The 16,818-nt window shown below is 59.9% G+C and carries 15 protein-coding genes; 10 read left to right on the top strand and 5 right to left on the bottom strand.

Annotation, left to right across the window (positions count from 1 at the left end):
* Positions 1 to 410: 410 nt before the first annotated feature.
* The 6 genes from B3187_RS03470 (at position 411) to nspC (ending at position 7,557) form a co-directional block, all read left to right on the top strand.
* Complete coding sequence (locus B3187_RS03470; RefSeq protein ID WP_286804591.1) at positions 411 to 1,751, top strand: hypothetical protein; 1,341 nt, start codon at positions 411 to 413, stop codon at positions 1,749 to 1,751.
* Positions 1,752 to 1,822: 71 nt separating this feature from the next.
* The gene (locus B3187_RS03465; protein WP_286804590.1) at positions 1,823 to 2,962 is read left to right on the top strand and encodes a cyclic nucleotide-binding domain-containing protein; all 1,140 of its coding nucleotides are present in this window, start codon (positions 1,823 to 1,825) and stop codon (positions 2,960 to 2,962) included.
* Between the two features lie 122 nt (positions 2,963 to 3,084).
* Entirely contained in the window at positions 3,085 to 3,981 is an 897-nt protein-coding gene (locus tag B3187_RS03460; RefSeq protein WP_024460033.1) for an NAD(+) kinase, read from the top strand.
* 7 nt (positions 3,982 to 3,988) lie between these two features.
* Positions 3,989 to 4,981, top strand: a complete 993-nt coding sequence (locus B3187_RS03455) for a metallophosphoesterase (protein WP_286804589.1) — start codon at positions 3,989 to 3,991, stop codon at positions 4,979 to 4,981.
* A 210-nt stretch (positions 4,982 to 5,191) separates the two neighbouring features.
* A complete protein-coding gene (locus tag B3187_RS03450) occupies positions 5,192 to 6,394 on the top strand; it encodes a saccharopine dehydrogenase family protein (RefSeq protein WP_286804588.1) in 1,203 nt (400 codons plus the stop codon).
* On the top strand, positions 6,394 to 7,557 hold the full coding sequence (gene nspC, locus B3187_RS03445; RefSeq protein ID WP_286804587.1) for a carboxynorspermidine decarboxylase: 1,164 nt from the start codon (positions 6,394 to 6,396) through the stop codon (positions 7,555 to 7,557). The genes B3187_RS03450 and nspC overlap by 1 nt, the downstream gene beginning before the upstream one ends.
* Positions 7,558 to 7,586: 29 nt before the next feature.
* Here the strand turns inward: nspC and B3187_RS03440 are convergent, their stop codons facing one another.
* On the bottom strand, positions 7,587 to 7,898 hold the full coding sequence (locus B3187_RS03440; RefSeq protein ID WP_286804586.1) for a hypothetical protein: 312 nt from the start codon (positions 7,896 to 7,898) through the stop codon (positions 7,587 to 7,589).
* A 265-nt stretch (positions 7,899 to 8,163) separates the two neighbouring features.
* Between B3187_RS03440 and B3187_RS03435 the strand changes: the two genes are divergently transcribed.
* Positions 8,164 to 8,364, top strand: a complete 201-nt coding sequence (locus B3187_RS03435; protein ID WP_024459815.1) for a DUF2788 domain-containing protein — start codon at positions 8,164 to 8,166, stop codon at positions 8,362 to 8,364.
* 21 nt (positions 8,365 to 8,385) lie between these two features.
* Positions 8,386 to 10,575, top strand: coding sequence for a response regulator (locus B3187_RS03430; RefSeq protein ID WP_286804585.1), 2,190 nt, complete (start codon positions 8,386 to 8,388; stop codon positions 10,573 to 10,575).
* An 18-nt stretch (positions 10,576 to 10,593) separates the two neighbouring features.
* Here the strand turns inward: B3187_RS03430 and B3187_RS03425 are convergent, their stop codons facing one another.
* From B3187_RS03425 to B3187_RS03410, 4 genes are read right to left on the bottom strand one after another with little or no spacing between them, the layout of a single operon-like run.
* A complete protein-coding gene (locus tag B3187_RS03425) occupies positions 10,594 to 12,453 on the bottom strand; it encodes a cation:proton antiporter (protein ID WP_286804584.1) in 1,860 nt (619 codons plus the stop codon).
* Positions 12,454 to 12,481: 28 nt separating this feature from the next.
* Positions 12,482 to 12,988: a hypothetical protein gene (locus B3187_RS03420; protein ID WP_286804583.1), complete on the bottom strand. Its 507-nt coding sequence runs from the start codon at positions 12,986 to 12,988 to the stop codon at positions 12,482 to 12,484.
* A 14-nt stretch (positions 12,989 to 13,002) separates the two neighbouring features.
* A complete protein-coding gene (locus tag B3187_RS03415) occupies positions 13,003 to 13,428 on the bottom strand; it encodes a DNA polymerase III subunit chi (RefSeq protein WP_123637084.1) in 426 nt (141 codons plus the stop codon).
* On the bottom strand, positions 13,425 to 14,912 hold the full coding sequence (locus B3187_RS03410) for a leucyl aminopeptidase (RefSeq protein WP_024459820.1): 1,488 nt from the start codon (positions 14,910 to 14,912) through the stop codon (positions 13,425 to 13,427). Before B3187_RS03410 ends, B3187_RS03415 begins: the two co-directional genes overlap by 4 nt.
* A 202-nt stretch (positions 14,913 to 15,114) precedes the next feature.
* Between B3187_RS03410 and lptF the strand changes: the two genes are divergently transcribed.
* Both lptF and B3187_RS03400 read left to right on the top strand, forming a co-directional pair.
* Positions 15,115 to 16,230: an LPS export ABC transporter permease LptF gene (gene lptF, locus B3187_RS03405; RefSeq protein WP_286804582.1), complete on the top strand. Its 1,116-nt coding sequence runs from the start codon at positions 15,115 to 15,117 to the stop codon at positions 16,228 to 16,230.
* Positions 16,223 to 16,818, top strand: a 596-nt coding sequence (locus tag B3187_RS03400) for an LptF/LptG family permease (RefSeq protein ID WP_286804581.1), incomplete at its 3' end; no start/stop codon positions are given. The genes lptF and B3187_RS03400, both read left to right, overlap by 8 nt.

Here is a 16,818-nt window from a genome sequence, read left to right as displayed (position 1 = left end):
CAAAGAGTGAATCCCGTTCGGGAACTCAATACACCCCCAAACCCGCCCCAAAAAAAATCCCCACAATCACGAAACTGTCACACCCCGATCGTACTCTAACCCTGACGGATCGGCGCATGGAAAGGACTCCACCATTGAACAGGCGCCGCGAACGAAAGAGGATACGATTGTGGAAGACTACGTAGAAGACCTGCTGGACTACAGCTTTGACTACACCGATGATGACGGTGCAGAAGACTATTCCGACCTTTAATCCCTCCCTCATCGAGCCCGTCCGGGCCGATTAATCTGCCGACCACATCACAGAGTCATTGCCAATTGGCGGGCATAATGCGCCTGTCAACTTGAGTGTTGGCGGATTTTGACGTTAACTGTCAGTAGTGTCCCTGTCATCGATGCCCGGTTTGCCTATGGCCCATTCCAACTCGGAACACACCGAAGCGGTGTTCTTTTTCTCTGGTGATCAGGTTGCCCGGGAGATGCTTTACACCGAGTTCGAGGCAATACTGGACGGTTTTGTGCCGGTGCCCGACTACGCGGGCCAGACCGCCAAAGCCGCCTATCTGACCATCAACCCCCAGCTACAGATCAGTGCCCTGGTATTCTTCGTCATCGCCTTCGATGGCCGGGGGATGGTGGATAATCGCTGGAATCTGCCGCTGCAGCAGTTGGTCGAGCAGGCCTCCCGCGGGCCGGATCTCGGTGCCGGGCCGATTCGTCTGGTGTGCTTCAGCCAGTGTCCAGTGGCCTGGCAGCAGCAGTATCTGTGGGACCCGCAGATGGAGCCGGGGCGAAACAGTTTTGTCTTGCTGCGTAAATCCGTGGCCCGCAATCGCCTGGGCTTGGTGAAATACGAACCGGAGCCGGAGGAAACGAAGGACGAGGAGTCCATCGCGCCCCGTGAAGCCCAGAAACTCAGAAAGGCACTGCACGAGCACTACTCCCAGGAGATGCGCGACCGCCTGGCCCGGATGCTCAAGGAGCAGCGGCTTCGTATCACCACACTGAATAATCGTCATGCGCGCAAAATTGATGGGCTCAATCAGGAACACCAGCAGCGGCTGCAGGCCTATCGGGACAAGGTTCGCCAATTGCAGGAGCAAAATGGCGAGCTGACCCAGCGCCTGGAGACGTTGAAAGAGAACTTTGATGCCCAGGTCCAGAAAATCGAGGGTATGCGGGAGTATTTCAGCCACAAGCTCAAGGCCGCCCACGCAGATGAAAACCTGCAGCTTCAGACGCTGCAGGAAAACTATGAGATGGAGCTTGAAGCCCGTGTTCAGAACGCTACCGCCGAGCTGGAAGAGCGCCTGGGGATGCGCGAAATGGAGCTGTTCTACCGCCATCAGCAGGAAAATAACTTCAAAGAGGAAATTGCCCGCCTGCGCCAGGAAAACCAGAGCCTGCTGGAGCAGGGCGGCGGGCAGTTGCTCGACCGGCTGGATCGGGCCGGCATCAGCTTTGTGGCGTTCCATCCGGGAGTCGGTCAGCTTACCGTGCCCGCCAGCGAAATGGCCGCGTACCTCGACGATCCGGATACCTTTGCGGCCCGGGCCGCCGGTGTGGTGCCGGCGCTGTACAAGGAGTGGCTGGCGCACTCCCGAGAGCCGGTCTGTACCGCCAAAGATGACGCCGGCCACCGCTGTGGCAAGGCCGTGGCCCAGGTCGCCCGCCCGGCGGACTTTCATCCCGGCGAAAGCGATCGCTGTGCAGCACACCAGATGGTGGTGGGTCAGCGCTTGGCACAGTAGGGAAAACGGCGCACAATAACGCTCAATTCCACTCGCTCAGCGAATCATGCGAAATCGGTAAGGAATGACCTATGCTGTCATCGCAGCCTCAGACGCCGACCTCCGATCCGGCTTTTGATCTCTCTCTGACCCGCACCCTGGTGCCGCTCAAAGACATGAGCGAAAGCCACCTCCGGGACCTGCTCTCACACAGCCAGGCGGAAGTGGTATTTGCCGGGCAAACCCTGTTTCGTGCCGGAGAATACGACCGTCAGCACCTCTATCTGCTGCACGGTGATATCCTCTTGACCGACCGGCAGGGCGCGGAAACCCGCATCAAGGGGCGTTCCACCCTCATGCCGCTGGCCCACCAGCAGCCCCGGCCGGTGACGGCGGTTGCCGAGACAGACTGCAGTATCCTGCGCATCGACAGCGAGCGCCTGGACCAACTGCTGACCTGGAGCCAGGTATCGGACTACCTGCAACTGAACATCTCCCGCGAGCGGGATTTGGACGAAGACATCGAGTGGATGACCACGGTGTTGCGCTCCAACCTGTTCTTCAAGGTTCCGCCGCTGAATGTCGAGCAGATCTTCTACCGCTTGAAACCCCGGGTGGTCCATACCGGTGAAACCATCATCCGCCAGGGTGAAATCGGTGACTGTTGTTATTTCATCAAGGAAGGGGAGGCGGAGGTTCATCGTCACGGCGAAGGAGGCTGGACGCACCTGGCTGACATCGGCCCGGGACGCTGCTTCGGGGAAGACGCTCTGGTGAACGATGCCCCGCGTAACGCCCGGGTCCGTATGCTCAGCGACGGCGTGCTGATGGTGCTGGACAAGCAGGATTTCTACCGGCTGCTCAAGGCCCCTGAGGTCCCCACGGTACCGCTGGCCACCTTGCCCGAGGCACGCGCTCGAGGCGCTGTTTTGGTGGATACCCGAAGCGAAGAGGAGTACAGCGCGCAACACCTTTCCCAGGCGGTCAATATCCCTCTGAGCCTGCTGGCCATCAAATCCCGTCTGCTGGCCGAGGATGTGGAATACCTGTGCTACTGCGACACCGGTCGCCGTAGCCGGGCGACGGCCCACCTGCTGCGTCAACAGGGGTATCGCGCCCAGGCCCTCAATGACGCTCCCGCACTGTTTGGCGACCCTCAATGGGCGGAACAGTTCGAAGACCCGGCCCCTTATGTGTTAAAAGAGGGCAGGGCGTGTCGGGAACCCATCTGAAGCGCTGAGCGGCACCACTCGGCAGCCCCGCGAGCCCTCCCGAGTCCATCGAGTGCTCAACTGTGGCGCACCCATGTGGCGCCCAAATACCAATAACAGATCATCGCGACGAGAGAATCCGAATGTCCGAATTCACCACCATCGGCCTGATAGTGCGCCGCAACAGCGATCGGGCACTGTATTCCCTGAAGCGCCTGATCCGCTTCCTGCAGAGTCGGGGGCGGGCTTTTGTGCTCGAGCAGGAAACCGCCGAGCACCTGCCGGATCAGGAGTTGGTCAAGGATGCGACCCACACCGTCTCCCTGGAAGTGCTGGGTGCCCACTGCGATCTGGTGATCGTGGTCGGTGGCGACGGCAGCATGCTCAGCGGCGCGCGGGCACTGGTTGAAAGCGGCGTTCCCTTGCTGGGAGTCAACCGGGGTCGTCTGGGCTTCCTGACCGATATCACCCCGGAAGATATTGAAGAGAAAGTGGGCGAAGTGCTCGCCGGTGAGTACGTTGAAGAACAGCGCTTTCTGCTGGATATGAGCGTCTATCACCGGGGCCAGTTGGTCAGCGCCGGGGATGCCCTCAATGATGTGGTGCTGCACCCGGGCGAGTTTATCCGGATGTTGGAGTTCGAGCTCTATGTGGATGGCCACTTCGTCACCAGCCAGCGCTCCGACGGCATGATCGTCTCCACACCCACCGGCTCCACTGCCTATGCGTTGAGCGGCGGCGGCCCCATTCTGCACCCGCGCCTGGACGCCATTGGCCTGGTGCCCATGAACCCGCACACGCTCAGCAGCCGACCGATGGTGGTGCCCGGAGACAGCGAAATCAAAATTCTGGTTGGTGAGCACAACAACACCAACCCTCAGGTCACCTGTGACGGTCAGATACACTTTATGACCCATCCGGGCGATGAAGTGCTGATTCGCAAGAAACCGCAACTGCTCAAATTGATTCACCCGGTCAACCACAACTTCTACGAACGCTGTCGCTCCAAACTGGGGTGGGGTGGACACTTGCTGGATTGAGGTATCAATGGGGTCAGAGTCGTTTGATGCAGGTTTATCGGGAGATTGGCAGGGCTATGATGTAATCGGCGACGTGCATGGCTGCGCCGAGACCCTCGAGCGGCTTTTGCACAAGCTTGGCTACCGGCAAGGCCCAAGCGGCTACTACCATCACACCCGCCAGGCGATTTTCGTCGGCGATATCATTGATCGAGGGCCGAGAATCCGCGAGGCGCTCCAGTTGGTGCGCGCCATGGTGACCGCCGGCGCCGCTCGCATGGTATTGGGCAATCACGAGTTCAACGCGCTGGCCTACTGTACGCCCAAAGCCGGATCCGCTGGGGAGGCCCCGGCCGACTACCTGCGCCCCCACACGCCCCGCAACACCCGACAACTGGCCGAAACCCTGGAGCAGTTTGCCGACTACCCGGAGGAGTGGAACCACTACCTGGAATGGTTCCGCCGCCTGCCGCTGTTTCTCGAGTGGCCGGAGTTCCGGGTGGTACACGCCTGTTGGGACGCCGAGTTGATCGCCCGCCACCGGGCCCGCTTTGGTGATGGCCGGTTCGATGACGCTTTTCTGCAGGAAACCGCCATTCCGGGCAGCGACGCCGCGCGCATCAAACAGCGCCTCACCAGCGGTGTCGACCTGCCTTTGCCCAAAGGCATGACCATTGTTTCCAGCGACGGGGTCGAGCGAACCCATTTTCGGACCAAATTCTGGGCGCCGGACGCGCAGACCTACGAAGAGCTGTTATTCCAGCCCGATCCGCTCCCGGTGGGTTTCGGTCAGCAGCGGATCAGCCCCGAGCACCGGCAACAGATGGTAACCTATGGCGCGGATGAAAAGCCCGTATTCGTCGGCCACTACTGGCTCAAAGGCCACCCGGAACCGATAGCATCCAACATTGGCTGCCTGGACTACAGCGCGGTCAAGTTCGGCCGACTGGTGGCCTACCGTTTCGACGGAGAAACGCAACTGAACCCCGAAAAATTTGTCTGGGCCTACGTCGACCCCTAATAGATTATTTGATGTCCACCTGGATATTTGCGTAGGGCGGATCGGTCCGACGATTCGGAGCGAAGCGCATCCGCCGTTACAGAGTTTCACGTACACCGAATAGTCTGCGTAGGGCGGATAAGCGAAGCGCATCCGCCGTAACCAAACTAAACGCAACCACCCAACTCACTGTCGCAACCAATTAAAGTCTGGTTTAAAGGAGCCAACACTATGGCAAAAGTACTCATCATTGGCGCCGGTGGCGTCGGCGGCGTGGTTACCCACAAATGCGCCCAGGTCCCCGAAGTGTTTGAAGAGATCGTGCTCGCCAGCCGCACTGAAGCCAAGTGCAAGGCCATTGCCGAGCAGCTTGATCGGCCGATCAAAACCGCCCAGGTGGATGCGGACAATGTCCCTGAATTGGTGGCGCTGCTTGAGCAGGAAAAGCCGGACCTGGTGATCAACGTGGCCCTGCCGTACCAGGATCTGACCATCATGGACGCCTGCCTGGAAGCCGGTGTGCACTACCTGGACACCGCTAACTACGAGCCACCGGGCGAAGCCAAGTTCGAGTACAGCTGGCAGTGGGCCTATCAGGAAAAATTCGTCAAAGCGGGCAAAATGGCGCTGCTGGGCTCGGGGTTCGACCCGGGTGTGACCAACGTCTATACCGCCTATATCAAAAAGCATCATCTGGATGAGATTCACACCCTGGATATCATCGACTGCAATGCGGGCGATCACGGTCACCCCTTTGCCACCAACTTCAACCCGGAAATCAACATCCGGGAAGTGACCGCCAAGGGGCGTTACTGGGAAAATGGTGGCTGGAAGGAAACCGACCCGCTGAGCGAAAAGCGCTCCTTTGATTTCCCTCATGGCATCGGACCGAAAAACTGCTACCTGATGTACCACGAAGAGCTGGAGTCCATCACCAAGCACTTCCCGGAAATCAAGCGGGCCCGCTTCTGGATGACCTTTTCCGACAACTACCTCAAACACCTGGAGGTGCTCGAGAACGTCGGCATGACTTCCATTGAGCCGGTCAACTTCGAGGGCAAGGAAATCATTCCTCTGCAGTTCTTGAAGGCCCTGCTGCCGGACCCGGCCAGCCTCGGCCCACGTACCAAGGGCAAAACCTGCATCGGCTGTCTGGCGCAGGGAATGAAAGATGGCAAGCCCAAGACCGTCTACATCTACAACATCTGTGATCACGAAGCCTGCTACGCGGAAGTGAAGTCCCAGGCCATTTCCTACACCACCGGTGTGCCCGCCATGATCGGCGCCAAGATGATGCTGGAAGGTAAATGGATGAAAGACGGGGTGTGGAACATGGAGCAACTGGATCCGGATCCGTTTATGGAGGATCTGAACCAGTACGGTTTGCCCTGGCAGGTGGAAGAAGTCACCCAGAAAACCGGCATGGAAGACTGATGACGGCGTCGTTCAAAGACTTTGATCCCCAGCGCGTTCCATCCCCCTGTTTCGTGGTGGATGTCGCTGCGGTGGAGGAGAACCTGAAGCTCCTCAATCGTGTGCAACGCGAGAGTGGGGCCAAGGTGCTGGCGGCGCTCAAGGCGTTCTCCTGTTGGCGCCTGGGGGACCTGACCGCCCGCTACCTGTCCGGCACCTGCGCCAGTGGCCTGCACGAAGCGCGCCTGGGGCGGGAATACTACGGCGGTGAGGTGCACACCTACTCGGCGGCGTTCCGGGAGTCGGATCTGAAGGAAATCCTCGAGCTCTCCGATCATGTGGTGTTCAACTCCTTCAGCCAGTGGCGCCGGTTCCGCGATCTCGCCCTGGCCGCCCAGCAGCGTCGCCCGCAGTTGCGTTTTGGTCTGCGGATCAATCCGGAACACTCGGAGGGAGAAGTCCCCTTGTACGATCCCTGTGCCCCGGGTTCCCGCATGGGGGTTCCGGCCAGTCGGTTTGAGTCGGAGCTGCTTGAGGGTATTTCCGGTCTGCACTTTCACACCCTCTGCGAGCAGGATGTGCCGCCGCTGGAACGCACGGTCAAAGCGGTTGAGGAAAAGTTTGGCCCCTGGTTGGAGCAGATGGAGTGGGTGAACTTCGGCGGTGGCCATCATATTACCCAGCCGGGTTATCAGGTGGACGCCCTGATTGAGCTGATCAAGGACTTCAGTCGTCGTCACGATGTGCAGGTCTATCTCGAGCCCGGCGAAGCCGTGGCAATCCACACCGGTGTGTTGGTAGCCGAGGTTCTGGACATCACCTGGAATCAGCTGGACCAGGCCATTCTGGACACCTCGGCAACCTGCCATATGCCGGACACTCTGGAAATGCCCTATCGCGCGGATATCTGGAGTGCCGGAGAGCCCGGCGAGTTGGCCCATACCTATCGGCTGGGCGGCATGACCTGCCTGGCGGGGGATGTGATGGGGGATTACAGCTTCGCCGAGCCGCTCAGGGTAGGGCAGCGATTGCTGTTTGACGATATGTCGCACTACACCATGGTGAAGACCACCACCTTCAATGGCATTCCGTTGCCATCAATCGCCTTGTGGGACTCCCGCACGGATGAGCTGGAAGTGGTGCGTCAGTTCGGCTACGAGGATTTCAAGACCCGCCTGTCCTGATGGGCTCGGCGGGGCTGGGATCCGGCCTGTTACTCGTTGTCGCCATCCATGGTGTCGCGCATTTCATCTGCCGCTTCACGGCTCTTTTCCTTGGTGGTTTCCCAGCCTTCCTGCATGGTGTCACCGGCTTCGTCCGCACCTTCGCGAATTGCGTCTCCCGCCTCGTCAGCCTTCTCCTTGGTTGCTTCCCAGGCGTCGCCGGTCGCTTCCTTGGTTTCGTCCCAGGCTTCGCGGGTTTCCTCGGCCGCTTCTTCCACGGTATTGTCGGCTTCTTCCTGTGAGCAGCCGGTAGCCACTGCGGCCATCAGGGTCAGACTGGTGAGCCAGATAAGCGTTTTCATAGCATCAACTCCTGTGAATGGGTTCTAGTTGGACGTGGTGTTACCCGAAAGCGCGCCATTGCGCTCCCGGACAGTGTGACGACGCTGAACCACAAGCGTTCCGTCGGTTTGTGTGAACTGGCCTGCAAAAGCGGCCATTCGCCCCGAACAGGCTTATTGAGTGTAGTTCCTACGGTGGTGCTTGCAAGCCTTTGCTATCGGTGCCGGCGTTTTTTTTATACAATGTCGGCTGTCGAAAGATCGGTCATTTGAGGTGTTTTCAGGTATGACGATTGAGCAGTTTGAAAGTTGGTCACTGGTCCTGGGAATTGGTGGCCTGATTCTGTTCATGCTGTTTATCGTCTGGGACCTGGCCAAAGAGTCCAAAGCAGGACGGTTCGGTACCTTCATCCTGTTCCTGGCCCTGGCACTCGGGTTGGCCGGTTTTCTGATCAAGACCATTCTGGTTGAAGTCATCAATCCATAATATCGTTCGGGAAGGTCGCGCATGCTGCAACTGTTCGTTCCCACCTCCAAAGTCCAGAAAGACCGTCAGATCATGCGCGACACCGATGCCCGGGTCGCCAAGTACAGCCGTCGCGGGCTGGTGCTCAACTTTATCGTCGCGGTCTCCTGTCTGGTGTTTGGTGACTTTTTCCAGAACTACCAGAACCTGTCGATTGTCCTGATCGTCGGCCTGCTGCTGGTGACCTTGCTGCGCGCTTATTACCTGTTCCGCTTTGACACCCTCTACGCCCGGGCGCCGGCGCGCTGGCGCAATCAGTATTTCTTCGCGTCGTTTCTCGGCGCCGGTTGGTGGGCCTTTATCCTGGTCAGCCTGACCTGGCTGATCGGGATGCGGGATGAAACCCTGATCATGTGGCTCTACTCTGTGGTGTTCTACTCCAGTGTGGCCAACGTGTTCGCACCCTATCGGCGTTTCCTGACCACCTACCTGTTCATTGGCCAGGTGCCCGCGGCCCTGACGGCGGTGTTCTTGTTCAGCGTCGAGGGTTACCTGTACGGCAGTATCATGCTGGTGTTTTACACCATGCTGAGTCACCAGGCCAAAGTGACCTCCAATACTTATTGGGAGCGACTGGAGGCCAACTACGCGCTGCGCGAGCGGGCCAAAGGGCTGGAATTCGAGCAGCGCAGCTCCAAAGCGGCCATCGAGCTGAAGAACGAATTTCTGGTCAACCTGGGGCAGGAGTTTCGCTCCTCGCTCAACGACATTCTGGGCACTCTGGCTCTGGTAGACGATGAGCAGATGTCTGAGCGCCATCGGGAGTTGTTGTTGCTCGCCAGCAAGGCGGCCGAACGACAACTGGATCTGGTGAACAATGTGGTGGACTTCTCCAAGATCACCACCAAATCTCTCGAGCTGGAAAAAGTGCCGTTCAATCTACGCCGCCTGTTGGAAAAGCTGGTTCAGGACTTTGCTCTGGAAGCCCACCAGCAGGGGATTGAGCTGAACTACGTGTTTGACCAGGAACTGCCCCGGCGAGTCGAGGGCGATGCCACCCGTTTGGGGCAGATTTTCGGCACCCTGATGACCTATGCGGTCAAGCATTCGGGTATGGCACAGATCTTCGTGGAGGCAGTGTTTCACCCCGGTGAGAATGAATCCGGTGAGCTGCAGCTGGTGATCAGTGATGCCTCCCGGACCGCACATGATGAGGACACTGACGAGCGCTCCGATCAGAATCTGCGCGGTATCGGTCTGTCCATCTGTAAAGGCCTGGCCGAATGCATGGGCGGCAGTGTCAATCTGGTGGAGAACCGGGAGTCCGGCAAGCGCATTGTCATCAATGTGCAGTTGGACGTGGTGGCCTATCAGGATGTTGGCCAGCAGGAACAGCGCCTGCGCGGCAAGCGAATCCTGCTGGTGGATATTCCGGAAGTGGTGGCGCTGGATCTCGTGGACCAGCTTGCGCGCTGGGGCATGAAATCCACCCGGGTGTATGGTCACACCCAGGCGATCAAGCAGTTGAAAGCCAGCGCACAGAGCGAGCAGCTTGAAGACCTGGTACTGATCTACAACAAGCTCGACAGCTTCGATGGCCTGGTCCTGTCTCGGAGTATTGCCACCGAGCCGGCCCTGAGCGGTCTGGCCCAGATCATTGCGATGAGTCTCCTGCAGCGAGACAGCGACGAAACCAAGAACCACTTGCACGAGTATCCGCAGGTGAGTTGTATCGAAAAACCCATCATGCACCGCAAGCTGTACGAAACGCTGGTACACCGGCTGCTGAGCCACGATACCTCCGAGGCGCTGTTGGCCGAAGAGGAAGACGATGGCATCAATCCGGTGGCGGGGCGCCGCGTCCTGTTGGTGGAAGACCAGCGGGTCAGTCAGATGGTGGTATCCGGCATGCTCAAAAAATTGGGTTGCCAGGTCCATGTGGCGAGCAATGGCAAAGAGGCCTTGTCGGCCATCGGCAAAGAAAAGTTTGATCTGGTATTGATGGACTGCGACATGCCGGAGCTGGACGGGATAGCGGCCACCGAGCGTATCCGGGAGGCGGAGGCGGATGACGGTGGCCGACACCTGCCGATCGTTGCCATGACTTCATTCACCGCCGACGAAGACCAGGACCGCTGCCGCGCGGCGGGTATGGATGATCACATCAGCAAGCCTCTGCGCTATGAAGCGCTTCAGAGTCACCTGGAACAGTGGCTGGGGAAGGGGAGGTAAACCTCCCCGGTATCGCGGTCAGTCCGGTAACGAAGGCGACTCGGGCGGCGTGTCCGTCTCAGGCACCGGCACCTCTTTCGAAGACTGGTCCGCCGGTACCAGGCTCAGCAACACTGAGCCACTCTCTGGTGTTTCCTCCCGTCCCGCCACAAAGGGGCGCAAGTCCCCATCTTCACTGATGCTGAACAGCAGCAAAGTACCGCGGGTTTTACTCTTCTTGAAGGCCTCGAAGGTGAAATCTTCGGTCAGCCGGGTAACCCGAACTTCAGCGCCCTCGCCAATCAGGCTGGCGAGCTTGGCGTAAGTGGCGCGCTCGGTGAACAGGGTAGCGCCTTTGAGGTCGTCGGCCACGTGATGCTTCTCCGCCTTGTGATTTTCAGACGTGTGGCGAATGGTGTAGACGTTCTCGCGCCCGAACTCGTTGCGAAAATGCATGCAGGCAATCACGTTCAGTTCACGCAGTGGTGACAGGGCCAGCAACTGCCCAATGCCGGTCAGCTCCAGACGCTGGCTGGCGTATTCCGAGGTGGGGTTGCCGTAAAAGGTGCGCAGCCCCGCCATGCGGGCGGTGCGGATATTTTCCCAGTTGGAATCGCACACCATGACTGGCAACTTCTGCTCCATCAATGCTTTGCCGATGGTTCGCGCCACGGCGTTGGCGCCGAGAATCAGCACGCCCCGCGGCTCCGGTTCCACCGCCTTGAGGGCGCGGGCCAGAGGGCGGGCGGTGGCACTCTGGAAGACCACGGTGCCGAGAATGATGGCGAAGGTCAAAGGCAGCAGCCAGTGCGCATCCGGGTGTCCCTGCTCCTCCAGGCGCAGGGCAAACAGGGCGGACACTGCAGCCGCCACAATACCCCGCGGGGCGATCCAGCTGAGCACAATGCGCTCGCGCCAGTTGACCGGTGAGCCCAGGGTGGCGAAAGCCACCGACAGTGGCCGTGCAACAAATTGAATGACCAGCAACAGGAGCAGTGGCGCCAGGGTAAAAATACCAATGAGCTGTTCCTGGGGCAGGCGGGCGGCCAGGATGATGAACAGCCCGGAAATGAACAGAATGGTCAGGTTCTCCTTGAAGTTGAGGATGTTGTGAATGCGCACATCCTTCTGGTTTCCGAGCCACATGCCCATCACCGTGACCCCCAGCAAACCCGACTCGTGTGCCAGGTGATTGCAGAAGGTAAACACCATGAATACCAGGCTGAGCGTGGCAAGGTTGTGCAGATACTCCGGCAGCCACTGACGGGCCAGAATTTTACCCAACAGATAACCGGCCGCCAGCCCGATTACCATGCCGACCACAATGATTTCCAGAAACAGCAGTACGCTGTGGCCAAAAGCGGCCGCCTGGCTCTGAGTGGCGATAAACTCGTACATCACAACCACCAGCAGGGCACCCACCGGGTCGATTACAATCCCTTCCCAACGCAGAATATTGGCCACCCGCTCGGAGGGCCGGACGCTGCGCAGTAGCGGCGTGATGACCGTGGGGCCGGTCACCACCATCAGCGCCCCGAAGAGAATGCTGAGGTCCCAACCAATGCCGAACAGATAGTGGGTGGTAACCGCGACGACGGCCCATGTGATGGGGGCGGCCACGGTGATCATACGGCGCACCACCGTGCTCAGACTGCCGAGTTCGCGGAAGTTGAGGGTCAGGCTGCCCTCAAACAGAATCACCGCGACCGCGAGTGACACCAAGGGGAACAACAGGTCACCAAAGAGCGCGTCCGGGTCCAGCCAGCCGCCGATCGGGCCCAGAATCAGGCCGGTGACCAGCAGAAACAGAATCGCCGGCAATCGGGCCTGCCAGGCCGCCCACTGGCAAAATAAAGCGACGATCCCGATCAGGGCAATCGCGAGTCCGGCGTTTTCCATAGTGACTATCCTTTTGTATTTTTGCCTTTTAAATCGGGCCTTCAGTGCTTTGGGCGTGGTCGTCCGCGATCAGGGTTTGCAGTTGTTCTTCGGTCAGTGAGGAAAGCCGAGCCCGCAAGCGGGCCTCAATATCGGGCAGGCTGGCCTGCACCACTTCCTCAATCAGAGCCGCGCGGGATAGGGGGCGGTCGGTAGGGGGCTCGGTCCGGGGTTGAGCCGGCGGGTTGGCCGTGAGCTCCTCCACCAGCGGCGGCGGCCGGTTGCCGTGCAGGCGGGCCCGGATATGTTCGGGCAAGAAAGGGTTTTCGCCCGTGGCCCGGGTAATGCTGGCCGGGCGGGGTTTGGCCGAGTGCGTGCTGGGTGAATTGGAAGCCTGAAACAACGACGGCTGCCGGGGGCTATCCGCCGGTAGCGGCTCGATGGCCTCGATCACCTCGCTGAGTATGGGAATATCATCTTCGTCTTGCAGTAGCCCCTTGATGGATTCCAGCTCATCCAGGAGCGTATCTTTGGTATCGCCTTTGCGCTCGGCCATGGCTGTACGCTCGATTACAGTTGTTGGTGGCGAACAGGATAACCCCGGGACTTGTAAAAACTGAAGTGCTCCCGGGTGGTTTTGAGTACCTCCGGCGCCTGAATCACCACTTCGGCCAGTCGTTCAAACTGTTCAAAGTGGGAGGGCACGGCGGTACGCAGGTTGATCAGCACATCGCGATGGTCGCCGCATTGCTCGGAGTCGGTGATTTCCACGGCCGCTGCTGGCGCGTCGGTATCCCCGAGGCGCCGATGGGGCAGAAAGCTGTCCTCCGGTTGCGCCCACAGGTGCTCGTCCAGCGCTTGCGCCTGTTCCGCGTTGTCGACGGCAATCAGCACCCGGTGCCCGAGGCGCGCGGCCTTGTCGGCCAGGCGACCGACAAAATGCCACCGCGCCTCGGGCGCATCCGACGGCAGAATGTAGAAATCGATCCGGTTCATGAGGCCTGACTGAGCAGGTAGTGCATCAACAGCGGTACCGGGCGACCGGTCGCGCCTTTGGCCGCACCGGAGCGCCAGGCGGTACCGGCGATGTCCAGGTGCGCCCAGGCATACTTGCCGGTGAAACGGGACAGAAAACAGGCGGCGGTGACACTGCCCGCCTCGCGGCCACCGATATTGGCCATATCGGCAAAATTGCTGTCCAACTGCTTCTGGTACTCATCCCACAGGGGCAAACGCCAGGCGCGATCGCCGGCCGTTTCACCGGCCGAGAGCAGGGCCTCCGCCAGTTCGTCCCGGTTGCTGTACAGGCCGGTGGCGTGGTTACCCAGCGCGATGACGCAAGCGCCGGTAAGCGTAGCGATGTCCACCACGGCTTTGGGCTTGAAGCGCTCCACGTAAGTGAGTGCGTCGCACAGCACCAGACGGCCTTCGGCGTCGGTGTTCAGCACTTCAATGGTCTGACCCGACATGGAAGTGACAATATCCCCGGGCTTGGTGGCGCCACCGCTGGGCATATTTTCGGCGGCGGCCACCACCGCTACCACGTTGAGTTTGGGTTGTAGCTCGATCAGCGTCTGCATGCAGCCGAACACGCTGGCCGCGCCACACATGTCGAATTTCATCTCGTCCATACCGGCGCCGGGCTTCAGGCTGATACCGCCGGTATCGAAAGTGATGCCTTTACCCACCAGCGCCACCGGCGCTTCGGTTTTGGCGGCGCCCTTGTATTCCATGACAATCAGCTTGGCCGGTTCGTCGCTGCCAGCGGAGACGGACAGGAGCGAACCCATGCCCAGCTCTTTCATCTGTTTTTCATCGAGCACTTTCACACTCAGCTTTTTCTGGTTGCGCGCCAGCTTGCGCGCCTCGGTGGCGAGGTAACTGGGAGTGCAGATGTTACCGGGCAGGTCACCCAGCTCGCGGGTGAAGTTGGTGCCCTTGGCCAGGGCGACGCCTTCGCTCAGGCCGGCATTGATTTCCGCCGCCTGGGATTTTTTGGCGCAGCCGAGTGTCACTTTGGTGGGTGCGAAGGGCGAGGCCTCACCTTTCTGGCTTTTGCAGCGGGTAAACCGGTACTGGCTCAGCCCCAGCGTGTAGGTCACCTGACGGGCCGTCCAGCGCAGATCCCGGTCCTCGACGGTCACGCCGTTGAGGCACAGGGTGAGGGATTTTGCCGGCGTGGTTTTCAGTGCCTCCACCGCTTTTCCCAGGGCGCGCTGGAAACTGGCGGCCTTGGGGGCTGCACTGCCCAGGCCGAGCACCAGAACGCGTTTGGCCGTCGTTCCCTCCGGTGTGGGCAGCAGGAGCGTTTCGCCCTCCTTGCCCTTGAAGCCGTCGCGCTTGCACAATGCGGCCAACTGCCCGGCCTGCTTCTCCAGCGCCTCTGCGGCGGGAGACCACTGCTGATTTTCGAAAGCGGTCACAATCAGGCAGTCACTGCGGTCGGTAAGGGCGTTGACGACTTTGGCCGTGGTTTGCATGGCGGTACTCCATTGCGTTAGGGGTCGAGACAAATGCGGTCGAGTAGGGGATAATGCCTCCCCTCGGAATCGGCCGCAGGCTGATGTCTCAAGTTTACGCGATCCGCGACGCAGGGCAAATTGTGTCGGGCGGGTTGCCGGTCTTTTTTTCGCGGTCGCTCATGGCGAGAGTGACCGCTTGAGCGACAGACGGGATGCGTGTGTGATTATTTTTCGCTATCTCAATCGTGAGATTCTGGTGACCACTCTGGCGGTCAGCAGCGTACTGCTGCTGATTTTCATGAGTGGCCGCTTTGTCAAATACCTGGCCGATGCGGCCGCCGGTGAGCTGGCGGTGGATGTGCTGTTCTCCATCATGGGTTACCGCCTGCCAGGCTTTCTCGAGCTGATCATTCCGCTGGGCTTTTTTATCGCCATCCTGCTGGCCTACGGTCGGCTCTATACCGACAGTGAGATGGTCGTACTGTCGGCCTGTGGTATCAGTCAGGCGCAGTTGGTCGTCATTACCCTGATACCCGCCTTCATGCTTTCTGTGGTGGTGGGTTTTCTCAGCCTCTGGGTCAGCCCAACTGGCGCCCGCGCCACCGAAACCATTCTGGCCGAGCAGCGAACCCGCAGCGAGTTCGACACCATCCAGCCCGGGCGCTTTCAGGCGCTGGGCGACTCCAACTCCATGGCCTACATTACCGAAGTCAGCGATGATCGCACCCGATTGCAGACGCTGTTTGTGGCTCAGGGCGGCCGGGAAGCAGGAGCTGAGCGCCATTCAGTTCTGGTGGCCGATTATGCAGAGCAGGCCATGCATCCGGAGTATGAGCAGCGTTACTTGTACTTGCATAACGGTCGCCGCTATGAAGGGCAGCCCGGTGCAGCGGACTACGAGGTGACCGAGTTCGAGACTTTCGCCCAGCACATGAAGCCACCGAACATCGAAGCGAGCATGCGCGGTCAATCCGACACCTGGAGCACGGCGGAGCTGATCGGGGCAGAGGACCTGGAGCGACGCACCACCCTGCAGTGGCGGCTGTCACTGCCGGTGCTGGTATTGGTGGTGGCCCTGATGGCGGTGCCGTTCAGCCGCACCGATCCGCGTCGCGGTCGCTACGCCAAAATGTTGCCAGCCATTGTGCTGTACATGTTGTACCTCGGGACGCTGAGCGGTTTGCGTGGCGCGTTGGAATCCGGCAGCTTCCCCTTGATGCCCGGTTTCTGGCTGGTGCATGGGGTGTTTCTGGCCATTGCGTTACTGATGCTGAGCTGGCAGAACCTCAAGCTGGGGCGTCAGAAGCGGCGGTCAAGGAGGGCAGCACATGCGTAAGATCAGTCGCTATATCGCCCGGACCGTATTCGCAGCCATTGCCCTGGTGTTGCTGGTGGTCCTGTCACTGGACCTGATCGGTGGGTTTATCGACGAAGTGGCCGACCTGCGCGCCGACTATGATGTGTCCGAAGCGCTGATCTATATCGCACTGACCATGCCCGGGCGCATCTATGAATACATTCCCTATGCCAGCCTGATCGGCTGTCTGGCCGGCCTTGGTCTGTTGGCAAGCTCCAGTGAGCTGGTGGTGATGCGGGCTGCCGGTGTGTCGGTGGTCCGGATTACATGGCTGGTGCTCAAGCCGGTGTTTGTGTTTATCGCCATCGGGTTGGTGTTGGGTGAGTACGTCACGCCTTACACGGATCAGGTGGCGGAAAGCCGGCGCGCGGTCGCGTTGGGCGGGCAGCGGGCCCTGAATACCGAGCGCGGTCTCTGGCATCGTGAAGGCAACGAGTTTCTGTATTTCAACGCGGTACAACCGAATGGAATACTGCACGGTATCACCCGTTACCGGTTCAATGACGAGCGGCAACTCGAACAGGCCAGCTACGCCGAGCAGGCCACGTTTCAGCAGGGGTATTGGCA

Origin of the sequence: Marinimicrobium sp. UBA4209 (assembly GCF_002381585.1) — a bacterium.
In the GTDB taxonomy this organism is placed as follows: domain Bacteria; phylum Pseudomonadota; class Gammaproteobacteria; order Pseudomonadales; family Cellvibrionaceae; genus Marinimicrobium; species Marinimicrobium koreense.
Note: the sequence above shows the minus strand (reverse complement) of the source record. Positions and strands in the feature narration are given on the sequence as shown.